The organism is Burkholderia sp. BCC1988, from assembly GCF_905339895.1.
In the GTDB taxonomy this organism is placed as follows: Bacteria; Pseudomonadota; Gammaproteobacteria; order Burkholderiales; family Burkholderiaceae; genus Burkholderia.
The window spans coordinates 21068-34346 of record NZ_CAJPHA010000024.1; the positions used below are offsets into that span (position 1 = coordinate 21068).

At 67.5% G+C, this 13279-nt stretch carries 13 protein-coding genes; 7 read left to right on the forward strand and 6 right to left on the reverse strand.

All coding sequences use genetic code 11. The features are described from left to right. Positions 1-108 precede the first annotated feature (108 nt). The 3 genes from U4012_RS28845 to U4012_RS28855 all read right to left on the reverse strand — a co-directional run bounded on the left by U4012_RS28845 (position 109) and on the right by U4012_RS28855 (position 2107). Positions 109-1467, reverse strand: a complete 1359-nt coding sequence (locus U4012_RS28845; RefSeq protein WP_321802653.1) for a sensor domain-containing diguanylate cyclase — start codon at positions 1465-1467, stop codon at positions 109-111. Positions 1468-1577: 110 nt separating this feature from the next. Further along, positions 1578-1826 carry a DUF2795 domain-containing protein gene (locus tag U4012_RS28850; RefSeq protein ID WP_006756942.1) on the reverse strand — a complete coding sequence of 83 codons (249 nt, stop codon included), beginning with the start codon at positions 1824-1826 and terminating at the stop codon, positions 1578-1580. Between the two features lie 110 nt (positions 1827-1936). After that, positions 1937-2107, reverse strand: coding sequence for a hypothetical protein (locus tag U4012_RS28855; protein WP_044848668.1), 171 nt, complete (start codon positions 2105-2107; stop codon positions 1937-1939). Positions 2108-2259: 152 nt separating this feature from the next. On the opposite strand from U4012_RS28855, the gene speG reads away from it, so the two are divergent. The 3 genes from speG (at position 2260) to U4012_RS28870 (ending at position 4373) form a co-directional block, all read left to right on the forward strand. Then, on the forward strand, positions 2260-2802 hold the full coding sequence (gene speG / locus U4012_RS28860) for a spermidine N1-acetyltransferase (protein WP_044848671.1): 543 nt from the start codon (positions 2260-2262) through the stop codon (positions 2800-2802). Between the two features lie 491 nt (positions 2803-3293). Beyond that, a complete protein-coding gene (sap1, locus tag U4012_RS28865; RefSeq protein WP_321802658.1) occupies positions 3294-3641 on the forward strand; it encodes a surface attachment protein Sap1 in 348 nt (115 codons plus the stop codon). Positions 3642-3818: 177 nt separating this feature from the next. Continuing rightward, on the forward strand, positions 3819-4373 hold the full coding sequence (locus U4012_RS28870) for a YaeQ family protein (protein ID WP_044847319.1): 555 nt from the start codon (positions 3819-3821) through the stop codon (positions 4371-4373). 15 nt (positions 4374-4388) lie between these two features. On the opposite strand, the gene U4012_RS28875 is transcribed toward U4012_RS28870, so the two are convergent. Continuing rightward, complete coding sequence (locus U4012_RS28875) at positions 4389-4802, reverse strand: VOC family protein (RefSeq protein WP_044847320.1); 414 nt, start codon at positions 4800-4802, stop codon at positions 4389-4391. A 429-nt stretch (positions 4803-5231) separates the two neighbouring features. Between U4012_RS28875 and ada the strand changes: the two genes are divergently transcribed. The 3 genes from ada (at position 5232) to gshA (ending at position 9386) form a co-directional block, all read left to right on the forward strand. Continuing rightward, positions 5232-6323 carry a bifunctional DNA-binding transcriptional regulator/O6-methylguanine-DNA methyltransferase Ada gene (ada, locus tag U4012_RS28880; protein WP_044847321.1) on the forward strand — a complete coding sequence of 364 codons (1092 nt, stop codon included), beginning with the start codon at positions 5232-5234 and terminating at the stop codon, positions 6321-6323. Further along, on the forward strand, positions 6320-7294 hold the full coding sequence (locus U4012_RS28885; protein ID WP_321802662.1) for a DNA-3-methyladenine glycosylase family protein: 975 nt from the start codon (positions 6320-6322) through the stop codon (positions 7292-7294). The genes ada and U4012_RS28885 overlap by 4 nt, the downstream gene beginning before the upstream one ends. Before the next feature lie 478 nt (positions 7295-7772). Continuing rightward, complete coding sequence (gene gshA, locus U4012_RS28890) at positions 7773-9386, forward strand: glutamate--cysteine ligase (RefSeq protein WP_321802664.1); 1614 nt, start codon at positions 7773-7775, stop codon at positions 9384-9386. 76 nt (positions 9387-9462) lie between these two features. Here the strand turns inward: gshA and U4012_RS28895 are convergent, their stop codons facing one another. Beyond that, on the reverse strand, positions 9463-9774 hold the full coding sequence (locus U4012_RS28895) for a DUF4148 domain-containing protein (protein ID WP_321802666.1): 312 nt from the start codon (positions 9772-9774) through the stop codon (positions 9463-9465). 561 nt (positions 9775-10335) lie between these two features. Between U4012_RS28895 and U4012_RS28900 the strand changes: the two genes are divergently transcribed. Next, entirely contained in the window at positions 10336-11976 is a 1641-nt protein-coding gene (locus U4012_RS28900; protein ID WP_124486726.1) for an L-lactate permease, read from the forward strand. 289 nt (positions 11977-12265) lie between these two features. On the opposite strand, the gene U4012_RS28905 is transcribed toward U4012_RS28900, so the two are convergent. Continuing rightward, the gene (locus U4012_RS28905) at positions 12266-13174 is read right to left on the reverse strand and encodes a LysR family transcriptional regulator (RefSeq protein ID WP_321802669.1); all 909 of its coding nucleotides are present in this window, start codon (positions 13172-13174) and stop codon (positions 12266-12268) included. Between the last annotated feature and the right edge of the window lie 105 nt (positions 13175-13279).

The following is a 13279-nucleotide window of genomic DNA, read 5'->3' on the forward strand; positions in this document are numbered from 1 at the left end:
AGCGCCTTCAACACCGGCTGTAAGCGATCGTTTCCCGGCGCGGCAATCCGTAACGGCGGATTATTCCGGTCACAATGACCGTAACAAATCCCCAATCCGCAGACGTTTTCACGCCGCCACGACGCGGTTTCTCCCCGCATCCTTCGCACGATACAGCGCGGCATCGGCGGCTTCGATCAACGCATCGGGCGTCGACAGGTCGTCGGCCGACACGGTCGCGCAACCGACGCTGACGCTCACGCGCCCGGCCGGCGACCCGGGCATCGCGAGATCGATCCGCAGCACCGCTTCGCGCGCTTCCTCGGCAACGACCCGTGCACCGCGCGCGCCGGTGTTCGGCAGCACGATGGCAAACTCCTCGCCGCCGTAGCGCGCGACGATATCGGCCGGCCGCCGCACCGCGCCGGCGAGCGCATTCGCGACCGCGATCAGGCACGCGTCGCCCTTCACGTGACCGAACGCGTCGTTGTACGCCTTGAAGTGATCGACGTCGACCATCAGCAGCGACAACGGCTCGCCTTGCCGCCGCGCCTGCAGGAACAGCGTGTGGAAGTGATCGTTGAAGTGGCTGCGATTGAACGCGCCGGTCAGCCCGTCGCGCGCGGACGAACGAACCAGCGTCGCATGCGCCTCGAACAGCTGCTGATACAGCTTCGTCACTTCCCAGGCGAGCACGCACACCAGCACGCCCGGCGTGAACATGCTGAACACGCGTGCGAGATACCAGCCGACCGTGAAGCGGCTCGTGGTCAGCAGGTTCAGCGTCGTGTCGGTGAGGCAGGCGAGCACCGCGATCGCGAGCCACAGGTCGAGCGTCGTGCGCAGTCGGCCGGAAGCCAGCACGGCGACGAGCGCGAGCGCATTGAGCAGCCACACGACCAGCGCGATCCCGTCGACGGGCAGCGCGGCTGCGTCGCCTGGCGGATGGAACGCGGGCGGCAGGGCGACGTTCAGCGCGAGCACGCACAGCAGCGCGGCCGCGACGGCCGGGCCGCCGACCAGCGCGAAGGTCCATATGCGCGTCTGCGCCGCGCCGACCGGCGCATGCGTGAGCCGCTCGCGCGCGAGCAGCGCGGCCATCACGAAGCACGGAAAGCCGGCATGCCAGAAGACCCACATCCACGCGGCGCTTTGCGGACGCGCGCCGAGCAAGCCTTGCGGCGCGAACACGCCGGGGAAGGTGAGCAGCTGCAGCGCGACGGCGAGTGCGGTGAACGCATAGGCGCCGCCGAGCGCACCGAGCACGGGCTGGCGCGTGACGGTGAACTGCGCGCCGAGGAAGAAGGCGGCGATGCTCGCGGTGGTGAACACGGTCAGCGCGCACATCGGCATGAACGGCTCGACGGCCGGCAGCGTGACGTTTGCGTGCGGCACGGCGATCGCCAGCGCGAGCACGATGACGAGTGCCGTGAGCGCGCCGAACCAAAGCTGACGACGCGTCGTATGCTGGATCAGGATACCTTCCATGGATTCCCCCGGGCACTCGTGCGGTCACGCCCGGTCTTGGCGCCGGGCAGCAAGCATCCGGCCGCAGCGCAACCGGTGCGGCCCGATCCTATCGCGTTATTGGCGTGCGCTCAAATACCGAGGCCGGGGCCGAAGTTGCCGGCGACCCAGCGCGTGACGGCATCGACGTCCGCGTAGTCCTGTTCGGGCAGGCCGTCGAGCATCGACAGCACTTCGTTACTGGCGCCGGCGTCGCGTGCGGCGTCGACGATCGCATCCTTGTTGGCCGGGTAGCGGACGGCCGCCAGCACGTCGGCAATCTGCAGGTCGATCGCTTCGCCGGGGATATCGTGCGGAGGGAGAGCGGGTTTGTCGTTCACGGCGGCGGCTCGCTGGTTGGGCGGGATTCGGTTCGACGCGGTTCGTGGCGGAAAGCGGTTGCACCGTTTGCACCGTGTGCAGCGCCCCGCCTGCCGGGATGGCGATCGGCTCAGTGTCCGCGCCGCACCCGGCGCCACGGATGTTTCCAGTCGATATGCGGTGCATTTTCGTCGCGCGGATGCTGGCGCCGATGTTCCTGCCACAGTTCGTCGGAGAACAGCGCAGCCACGATCATGAGTGGCAGCACGAGGAAGATGCCGAGTATGACTTGCTCGATCACGATAGCCTCCTTGCGGTGGCAGGAACCCTTGTGTCCATTCTAGGCTCTGACCTTCGCCCGCGGTCAACTTCTTACAGCGCGGAACGCGCCCCGTTCGCGGCGCCGCCGCACGGGTGTTTCATGCGCGCGCGGGCATCAAAAAGGACACGAACATGCAACTCCAGAACGACAAGCACACGCTTGCACTGCGGCCGCTGGAGCGCCAGGACCTGCGCTTCGTTCACGAGCTGAACAACGACGCGAAGATCATGCGCTACTGGTTCGAGGAGCCGTACGAAACCTTCTCCGAGCTGTCGCAACTGTATGACCGTCACGTGCACGACCAGCGCGAGCGCCGCTTCGTCGCGGTCGATGCGCAGGACGAACTGGTCGGCCTCGTCGAGCTGATCGAGCTCGACTACATTCACCGTCGCGGCGAATTCCAGATCATCATCGCGCCCCAATGCCAGGGGCGCGGCTATGCGGGGCAGGCAACGCGCCTCGCGATCGAATATGCGTTCAAGGTGCTGAACATGCGCAAGCTGTACCTGATCGTCGACACGTCGAATGCGGCGGCCATCCACGTGTACGAGAAATGCGGATTCCAGCACGAGGCGGAATTGAAGGAAGAATTTTTCGGAAACGGTGCATATCACAACGCTTATCGCATGTGCATTTTCCAGCGCGATTATTTCGAGCGCCCGCAAGCGATCTAAATAAGGTGGGGTAAAAAACACTGGCGAACGCCCGCTGCGGCTCCGCTGCAGCGGGCGCCAAGCCTGCCGGGGAAAATACGGGTAAATACGAGTGCGCTTATACCTGGCATTTTTCTTGTATCAGGTAAATCCGGTCCCGCACTGCGGTAAATTCAGATCGTTTCGGATGACTTTATGTGCAACGCATCAAAATGGTCCCGCTATTGAAATGAATTAACCAGACCGTTCAGCCGATGGACTGTAGTTTCTCCGAAAGGCTTGCCGGATGAGGCTTTGCTTCCGGCGGCGCGGGCGAATCCGCCGGACGGCAGACGCCGCCGCAAGTGGAAAACCGGGCGCGCGCAGGGTGCGACAATTCGCCGCTATTGCGATCGCACAACAAATGTGCTTGATATCGCTTGCCGGTCTTCTAAAGTGAAAAACGCGGGTTCACGATCACCTTTAAACACATAGCTAACCGAGCCTGGTGCCCGCAAGCCTGGAGACAGAACATGATGAAGCGTACCGGTGTCCTTTTTGCCCTCGTCGGCGCATTTTCCGCGGTGTCGATCGCCCAGGCGGGCGGCGATGCGGCTGTCCAGCCGAAGCAGGAAATCCAGCTGACGAAGAATGCGTGGGGCTGTCTGTCGAAAGACAATCTGGACTCCGTACTGAGTCACGAACGTGACGGCAAGTCGCAGGCGAAGCAGCAGTACTTCGACGACTACCGTTGCCTGTCGGTGCCGGAAGGCCAGCGCTTCCGCGTGGTGTCGGTCGATCAGGGCGACGTCCAGTTCGTCAGCGCCGACAACAGCGACCAGCAGGGCCTCTGGACCGATTCGCGCTTCGTCAAGCAGTAACCCGCACGCGCACCTCTCGCCCCCGCGCGCCTGCCGGAACCGCCGGCGGCGCGACCTGAACGCGGCCCGGCCGATGCCGGGCCGTCGTGCTGTGGCGCGCCCGTCACGCGCCGGGCGGCGCGCATTCGGTATCATCACGGCCCGACCGAACCGAATGCCCGCCCGGGCCGCATCCGCATGGCGCTGAAATCCACGATCTACAAAGCCGAGCTGCAAATCGCCGACATGGATCGGCACTACTATGGCGATCACGCGTTGACGGTCGCCCGTCACCCGTCCGAAACCGACGACCGGATGATGGTGCGCATCGTCGCGTTCGCGCTGTTCGCGCACGAGCGTCTCGAATTCTGCAAGGGGCTGTCGGACGTCGACGAGCCCGATCTGTGGCAGAAGGACCTGACGGGGGCGATCGACGTATGGATCGAGGCCGGCCAGCCCGACGAACGGCGCATCTCGAAGGCGGCCGGCCGCGCCGGGCAGGTCACGGTGATCGCGTACGGCGGCAAGACCTCGGATATCTGGTGGCAGGGCGTGCGCAGCAAGGTGGAGCGGCTGCGCAACGTGCAGGTGCTGTCGCTGGCCGACGGCGTCGCGGCCGCGCTCGGGCGTCTCGCCGAGCGCACGATGCGCCTGCAGTGCACGGTGCAGGACGGCGCCGCCTGGATCTCGAGCGCCGACCACGATCCGGTCGCGGTCGAATGGACGGTGCTGAAGCCGTTCGCCGACGCGTGACGGCCGGCGCGCCGCTCAGCCGAACGCGGCGGGCGGCCCCTTGAATTCCAGCATGTTCCCTTCGGGATCGAACAGATAGATCGACGGCCCGTAGCCGCCGGCGCCGTAGCGATCGGCGGGGGCGCCGGGGCGCGCGCCATGCGCGGCGAAATGCTCGATCAGCGCGTCGGGGTCGAACGGCTCGACGCGCAGGCACAGATGGTCGAGGTTGCGGCCGGTGCCGGGCGGTCCGCTGTCGGGACGATCGATCGGGCCGCCGACCGACAGCAGGTCGATCAGCGCGTCGCCGGCACGCAACTGCACGAGGCCCAGGTCGGGCTGTTCCTTCTCCACGTGGCAGCCGACGGCATCGCAGTAAAAGCGCGTCATCGCAGCCATGTCGGTCACGCGCAGCACGACGTGATCGATCGCGCGGATGGTCGGTTTCATGAGCGGGGCACTCCTTCGGATGGCGTGCACCGAGTGTAGACCGCGCCGGCGACGGATGCCGCAATGGCTGCACGATCGACGGACGAAAAAAAGCCCGTTCACGCAGAGCGGAACGGGCTTAATCCATATCAGGAGGAGACATGGAGGAGACAGTTCCAACTATACACACGGCGATGGTGCGTTGCAATATTCCGAGTGTAAAAAATGGTCAGGATGGCGATTGGTCGCAGCCGCACTGCAGCAAAATGGTGACGCGACGATGACGAAAGCGGTGCCGGAGCAGCGCTTTGCGCGGTGTTTCGTCCGATTGATCGATTGCGATGTGCCCCCGGTTTCGCCGGTGCGAATCACAGAGCAAGATTCAGGGCGCGACGGCCCATGCCGATGTCTAGAGTAGGCACCATCTACACTAGAGAGTGCGAGGTTCAGATGAAAACCGCCTATCCGACCGACGATGCCCGCTGGGGCGCCGTGACCGCCCGCGATCCGCATGCGGACGGCGCGTTCTTCTACGCCGTGCGCACGACCGGTGTGTTCTGCCGCCCGAGCTGCGCGTCGCGGCTGCCGCGGCGCGAGCATGTGTCCTTCTTTGCCAGTCCGGCCGACGCGCGCGCGGCCGGTTTTCGTCCGTGCAAGCGCTGCCAGCCGGAAGGGCTGCCGCGCGAGCTCGAGATCGTCAATCGTGCCTGCGCGGTGCTCGACGCGCATGCGGAGCGGCTCACGCTGCAGCAACTGAGCGACGCCGTGCACGTAAGCCCGTTCCACCTGCAGCGGCTGTTCAAGCGCGTGGTCGGCGTGTCGCCGCGGCAGTACCAGGCCGCGCAGCGCGGCGCCGCCTTGCGCGAGGCGCTGCAAAGCGGGCAGCCGGTCACGCAGGCGGCCGTCGACGCGGGTTTCAACTCGCCGTCGCGGCTTTACGCATCGGTGCCGCGCGAACTGGGCATGGCGCCGTCCGCTTTCCGTCGCCAGGGCGCCGGCCTGCGGATCGACTACGCGACCGCGTCGACGCCGCTCGGCACGGTGCTCGTCGCCGCGACCGAACAGGGCATCTGCCGGATCGCGTTCGGCGACGAGCCGGCGTCGCTCGTCGGCGAACTGACGGATGCGTTCGCGCGTGCGGAGCTGGTCGAATCGCCTTCGCGGCTCGCGCCGTTCGTCGCGCAGATCCGCGCCTACCTCGACGGCACGCGGCACGCGTTCGACCTGCCGCTCGACATCGCGCCGACCGCGTTCCAGCAGCGCGTCTGGGAAGCGCTGACGCACATCCCGTACGGCGAAACGCGCAGCTACTCGGAGATCGCCGAGGCACTGGGCGCGCCGCGTGCGGTGCGGGCCGTCGCATCGGCCTGCGCGTCGAACCCGGTCGCGCTCGCGATCCCCTGCCACCGTGTCGTGCAGAAGGGCGGCGCGCTCGCCGGATATCGCTGGGGCGTGCGCCGCAAGGCGACGCTGCTCGCATCCGAGGCGCGCCATGCGCACGACGACGAAACCGAAGCCGTTGCGGAGGGCAACGCAGTTTGAGCATCGAAAAAAATACGATTACGTCGATCGCGGATGGCGGTCAGGTGCCGCCGTCCGCGCAGATGGAACTGCGCTTCAAGGCGCCGTACGACTGGGCGCGCGTGTTGCGCTTCTTCAGCGGACGGGCGATTCCGGGCGTCGAACAGGTCGTCGACGGCGTGTATCGCCGCATCGTCGACCTCCACGGCGACGCGGGCCGGCTGGCCGTCACGAAGCATCCGCGCCGGCATTGCCTGATCGCGACGGTCGACGGGGCGGCCGCGCGGCATGTCGACGATGCATTCGCGCGCCGCGTCGCGTCGATGTTCGACCTCGGCGCCGACCCGGCCGCGATCGGGAGCGGGCTTGCGCGCGATCCGTGGTTCGCGCCGCTCGTCGATGCAGCCCCGGGGCTGCGCGTGCCGGGCGCCTGGTCGGGATTCGAGCTCGCGGTGCGCGCGATCGTCGGCCAGCAGGTGAGCGTGAAGGCGGCGACGACGATCGTCGGCCGGCTCGTCCAGCGGGCCGGCGAGCGCGTCGCGTACGACGACGGCATGGCGGCGCCGGACGGCGTGCCCGCCTGGCGTTTCCCGACGCCGGACGCGCTCGCCGCCTGCGATCTGGAGAAGATCGGAATGCCCGGCAAGCGGGCCGCGGCGCTGACGGGCGTGGCGCGCGCGGTGGCGGCCGGCCACGTGCCGCTCGATCCCGCCCAGGCCGATCTCGCGACGCTGCGGAGCGCCTGGCTCGACCTGCCCGGCATCGGCCCGTGGACCGTCGAATACATCGCGATGCGTGCGTGGCGCGACCCGGACGCATGGCCGGCGTCCGATCTCGTGCTGATGCAGTCGATCACCGCGCGCGATCCGTCGCTCGACCGGCTCGCGAGCCAGAAGCGCCGCACCGAAGGCTGGCGGCCGTGGCGCGCGTATGCGGCGCTGCATCTGTGGAACGACGTGGCCGACCGGGCCGGCGGCGCGCGCGGCGGATGACGGTCGCCGCGGCCGGCCGGCGGGTGCGCGGGGCAGGGCCGCGCTGCGACCCGCAAACGGCGCCGGGCCGGCAGCGATCGGTCGGCGGTGCTCACGGTTGCGACGCTTGACGGCGATCACCCCGTTCCGGCGGCCGTCATCCCCCGGCGTGCGGGCGGCTCGAGCGTGACGGCGACGCATCGCGGGTTCGGCTGCGCGGGTTGCACCTGGCGGCGCCGTGGCGTGCACGGCTCATGTTACTTCCGACGAATTTCGCGTGATCGTCGCGTCCGGCGGTGCCGACGGACGGTCCGCCGCGCGCGCGGCGATCGTCTCCATCGGCCCGCCCGGCGGCCCGCCGGGGCGGGCGCGCACCACCCGGAGTCACCTCAAGCGCGCGTGACGGCGAGATGTTAAAGTGCCCGCTACCAACGAAGCGACCAATAATCCAGCCGGCCGCGCGGCATCCTGCGCGCGGCCGTCACGCACTTGCGTCTCCATGTCGAACACCATGACTCACCGCCAGTCCGAACTGCTGCTGAATCGTCTCGAAGCGCTGAGCTCGGGCCCGACGCGGCAGCATCTGCCCGACGGCCTGCGCGGCATCGAAAAGGAAAGCCTGCGCGTGACGCGCGACGGGATGATCGCGTTCACGCCGCATCCGCGCGCGCTCGGTTCGGCACTCACACACCCGTCATTGACGACCGACTATTCCGAAGCGCTGATCGAACTGATCACGCCGGCGGAAGCCGACGCGTCGATCACGCTCGAACGCCTCGACGATCTACATCGCTACGTGTACGCGTCGCTCGGCGACGAGATGCTGTGGAATAACTCGATGCCGGGCCAACTGCCGGCCGACGACGAAATCCCGATCGCCGACTACGGCACGTCGAACATCGGTCGCCTGAAGACGGTGTACCGGCGCGGTCTCGCGTATCGCTACGGCCGCACGATGCAGTGCATCGCCGGCATCCACTACAACTACTCGCTGCACGAGGAAGTGTGGCGGCGCCTGCATGCGGAAGAGGGCTCGACTGCCACGCTGGTCGACTACCAGTCGGAGCGCTATCTCGCGCAGATCCGCAACTTCCGCCGCCGCAGCTGGCTGTTGATGTACCTGTTCGGCGCGTCGCCGGCGCTCGACACGAAGTTCCTGCGCGGCAAGCCGCACAAGCTCGACACGTTCGACGCCGATACGCTGTACCGGCCATATGCGACGAGCTTGCGGATGAGCGACCTCGGTTACTCGAACACGACCGCGCAGGCCGCGCTGCAAGTCGACTACAACACGCTGCCCGGCTATCTCGACGCGCTGTCGAAGGCCGTGAGCGAGCCGTATCCGCCGTACGAGGCGATCGGCACGCATCGCGACGGCGAGTGGATCCAGATCAACACGAACGTGCTGCAGATCGAGAACGAGTTCTACTCGACGATCCGGCCGAAGCGCGTCACGTATTCGGGCGAGCGGCCGTTGCATGCGCTCGCGTCGCGCGGCGTGCAGTACATCGAAGTGCGCTGCCTCGACATCGATCCGTTCGAGCCGACCGGCATCGCGCTGGAGACCGCGCGCTTCATCGACGCATTCCTGCTCGCGTGCGCGCTCGACGAGAGCCCCGCGCTCGACTGCGACGCGTACAAGGAAGCGAACGCGAACTTCGGCAGCGTGACGATGGACGGGCGCAAGCCCGGGCTGACGCTGACGCGCGACGGCCAGCCGGTCACGCTGCAGGCCTGGGCGGACGACCTGATGACCGATATCGAAACCGTCGGGCGCCGTCTCGACGAGATCCGCGGCGGCGACGAGCATGTGCGAGCGATTGCCGCGCAGCGCGAGAAGCTCGCCGATCCGGAGCGCACGCCGTCGGCGCGCGTGCTGCGCACGATGCGCGAGAACGGGCAGTCGTTCCTCGCGTTCGCGTGCGCGCACAGCGAAGCGCATGCCGCGCATTTCCGCACGAACCCGCCGTCGGCGGAGACGATGCGCGCCGAGCAGGCGCTCGCCGCGAAGTCGCTGGCCGAGCAGGCCGAGCTGGAAACGAAGGAGGCCGGATCGTTCGACGCGTTCGTCGCGGCCTATCGTGCGTATACGCTGAACCGCTTCAGCGTTTGACGGCCGCGGCCCGCTGCGCGTCGCGCGGCGGGCGGGCCGGTTGCGCAGTCACGCGCCCGGCCCGGTTTCGTCCGCTTCAGTGATGCGCGTACGTGTCGCGATCGACCACGTGCGGCAGTGCCGGTTTTCCTGATTCCACATTCGCATGGCCGTTGCTGCCGTAGCCGGCCGCGTCGCCGCGCGCCTGCGCGGCGCGCTGCATGACCGCCTGCATGTTTTGCGGAAAGTCCGGGCTGCTGGCGAGACTCGGCCGGTAGCCGGCGGCCTGCAGTTCCGCGAGTTCCTGGCGAACTTGCGCACGCGTCAGCGTCGACGCGGCCTTGGCCTGGGCGGCGACAGCCGAGCCGATCAGCAGGAATGCGCACGCCGCAAGTTTCATGGTCTTCATCGTGTTTGCTCCGTGAGGTGTCCGGCACCGCGCCCTTCGTCGGCGCGGGCGGAATCGATGCAGCCAGTCTAGGCTTCGGACGCCAAACGAAACACCCCGCGTGCCGTCAGTCACCTTTGTCGCCTGAGCAACATTGCGCCGGCGGCTTGCTGGCGTGCGTGTCAGTGCGGCGCCAGCCGCCGTTCAGCGTGCGGCGGATTCCGTGTGTCGACGCCGCGCGCATCGGGCTTGCCCTCCTTGTGCAAGCGCGATGCGCCTCCTAACCTTTTTAAGCGACCGATCGGTCGGCGCTGCGGCATGGTTGCATGCGCAAGCGTCGGGCGATCTTTTCGCCGTCGTGGAACGCACGTTTGATACGGGACAGGAGCAAGCGCTAAAGCGCTAACGCCTGTCGACCGCGAAGCATGGGACAGGAGCAAGCGCTAAAGCGCTAACGCCTGTCGACCGCGAAGCATGGGACAGGAGCAAGCGCTAAAGCGCTAACGCCTGTCGACCGCGAAGCATGGGACAGGAGTAAGCGCTAAAGCGCTAACTCCTGTCGACACGGAGACACGAGACACGATGAATCCCACCGCAACCCTGCCGCCCGGCATCCTGTTCGCGCAGCCGTTGACGCCCGTCGCCAACTCGCTGTTCCTGTCGTTCCTCGTCGCGGTGATCCCGATCGCGGTCGCGCTGATCGCGCTCGGCGTGCTGCGCCGGCCGGCATGGCAGGCGTCGCTCGCCGGCCTCGTCACCGGCCTCGCGGTCGCGATCGGCGCGTGGGGCATGCCGGCCGGCCTCGCGTTCAACGCGGTGGGCGCCGGCATGGCGCTCGCGGTCGTGCCGGTGATGTGGATCGTGTTCAACGCCTTGCTGCTGTACAACATCGCGGTGAAGTCGGGCCGCTTCGACCAGTTCCGGCAGTGGATGCTCGACCACCTGCCCGACGACCGCCGCCTCGTGCTGCTCGTCGTCGCGTTCTCTTTCGGCTGCCTGCTCGAAGGGATCTCCGGGTTCGGCACGCCGGTCGCGATCACCAGCGCACTCTTGATCGCGCTCGGCTTCCCCGCGCTCGAAGCGCTCACCTACACGCTGCTGTTCAACACGGCGCCAGTCGCGTTCGGCGCGCTCGGCGTGCCGATCACCGTGCTCGGCGCGGTCACGTCGCTGCCGCCCGCGACGCTCGGCGCGATGGTCGGCCGGCAACTGCCGTTCTTCGCGCTGCTGCTGCCGTTCTACGTGGTCGGCGCGTACGGCGGCCTGCGCTCGATCTCGAAACTTTGGCCCGCGCTGCTCGTGTCGGGCGCGAGCTTCGCGATCGCGCAGTTCGTCACGTCGAACTTCCTCGGCTACCAGCTCACCGACGTGCTGTCGTCGCTCACGTCGCTGATCGTCACGATCGGCTTCCTGCAGGTGTGGAAGCCGCAGCCCGATCCGCAATACGCGCTCGCGCGCAGCGTGCCCGCGACGGCCGGCGCCGCGCGCGCGGGCTTCGGCGGCTGGCTGCCGTGGATCGTCGTGTCGGTGGTCGTGATCGTCTGGGTGCACGCGAACATCGCGGCGATCGGCGACGTGAAGATCAAGTGGCCGGGCCTGCACAACGCGGTCTTCGTGTCGCTGTACCACAAGCCGTATGCGGCGATCTGGGACTTCCAGCCGCTCGGCACCGGCACCGCGATCCTCCTGTCGGCGATCATCACGGCCGTGCTGACGCGCACCGGCGCCGGCGCGTTCCTCGAATGCGTGGTGAAGACGTGGCGGCAGACGTGGATCGCGATCATCACGGTGATGATGATCGTCGGGCTCGCGTACCTGCTGAACTACTCGGGAATCAGCTACACGCTCGGCACCGGTGTCGCGTCGACCGGTGCGCTGTTCCCGCTCGTGTCGGCGTCGCTCGGCTGGATCGCGGTGTTCCTGTCCGGCAGCGACACGTCCGGCAATGCGCTGTTCGGCAACCTGCAGGTGGTCGCCGCGCGGCAGCTCGGCCTCGATCCGGTACTGATGGCCGCGACCAACTCGTCGGGTGGCGTGATGGGCAAGATGATCTCGCCGCAGAACATCGCGACGGGCGTCTCGACGACCGACCTGAAGGGGCAGGAAGGCATCGTGTTCGCGCGCACCTTCTGGCACAGCGTGATCCTCACGCTGCTGCTCGGCGTGCTCGTGTTCCTGCAGCAGCACGTGCTGACGTGGATGATCCCCGCGCTGCCAAAGTGATGCGCGGCGGGAAGCGGCAAGGAAGGCACGAGGAACACAACGACGGAAGGCGCGGGAACAACGCAGGAACAACGCAGGAACAACGCAGGAACAACGCAGGAACAACGCAGGAACAACGCAGGAACAACGCAGGAACAACGCAGGAACAACGCAGGAACAACGCAGGAACAACGCGGGAACAACGCGGGAACAACGCGGGAACAACGCGGGAAACGCGCCCGGAAAAGCGCCCGGAAAAGCGCCGGGAAGCGCGAAGGGAAAAACGCGAAGCCGACGAACGCGCGGCGGCTCAGCGCGCGTTCACCGGCCGCGTCGCGTGCGTTGCGTCGCGGGTCGCGGTCTGCGCCGGTACGATGCACGCGAGGAACGCATCGATCGCCGGGCTCTGGCGGCGTGCCTTCAGGTAGTACACGTATTCGTCGATCGTCGTGTCGACGCCGCGCAGCGCGACGACGCGCAGGTCCGGGTGACGCTCGGCCTCGCCGCGCGGAAACAGACTTCCGCCCACGCCATGCAGGATCGCCTCGCGGATCGCTTCGCGGCTGCCGATCTCGGCGACCGACGTGGCCGCGACCCCGGCCGCCGCGAGGATCGTCTCCGTGCAGCGGCGCGTGACCGACCCTTCCTCGCGAATCAGGAGCCGCACGTCGGCGAGCTGCGCGGCGTCGATCGCGTCGAAGCGTGCGAGCGGATGGTCGCGATGCACGACGAGCACGAGCGGATCGGTCGAGATCACCTTGCGTTCGAGGCCGTCCGCGTCATTGCGCTGCGACGACACCGCGAGGTCGATGCGGAACTCGTGCAGCGCCTGCAGGATTTCCTCGGAATTGCCGATCCGGCACGTGAGCGCGATCGACGGATGCGCGTGCGAGAAGCGGCCGAGCGCGTCCATGATGTAGTACGGCCCGGTCGCGCCGATCCGCAGATGGCCTTCGAACAGGCCGCCGACGTTGCGCAGCATGATGTCGGCCTGCGCCTCGAGCGCGATCATCTTCTCGACGAGCGGCAGCAGCTCGATGCCGGTCTCGGTGACCTCGAGCTTGCGGCCGCTGCGATAGAACAGCTCGACGCCGTACAGCTGCTCGACCTGCCGGATCTGCGCGGCGATCGTCGGCTGGCTCACGCCCAGGTGGCGCGCGGCGCGCGTGATGCTGCCCTGCCGGACGGTCGCATGGAACGCCTTCAGCTGATCGAACACGACTCGGCTTCTCCCCCCTCTTCATCGCGCGTCAGCGTAGCGCATGCGTGTGTCGGCCACATGAAAGGTGCGTCGTGCGCCGCTTCGAAAAAAAGCTGGGGGTGA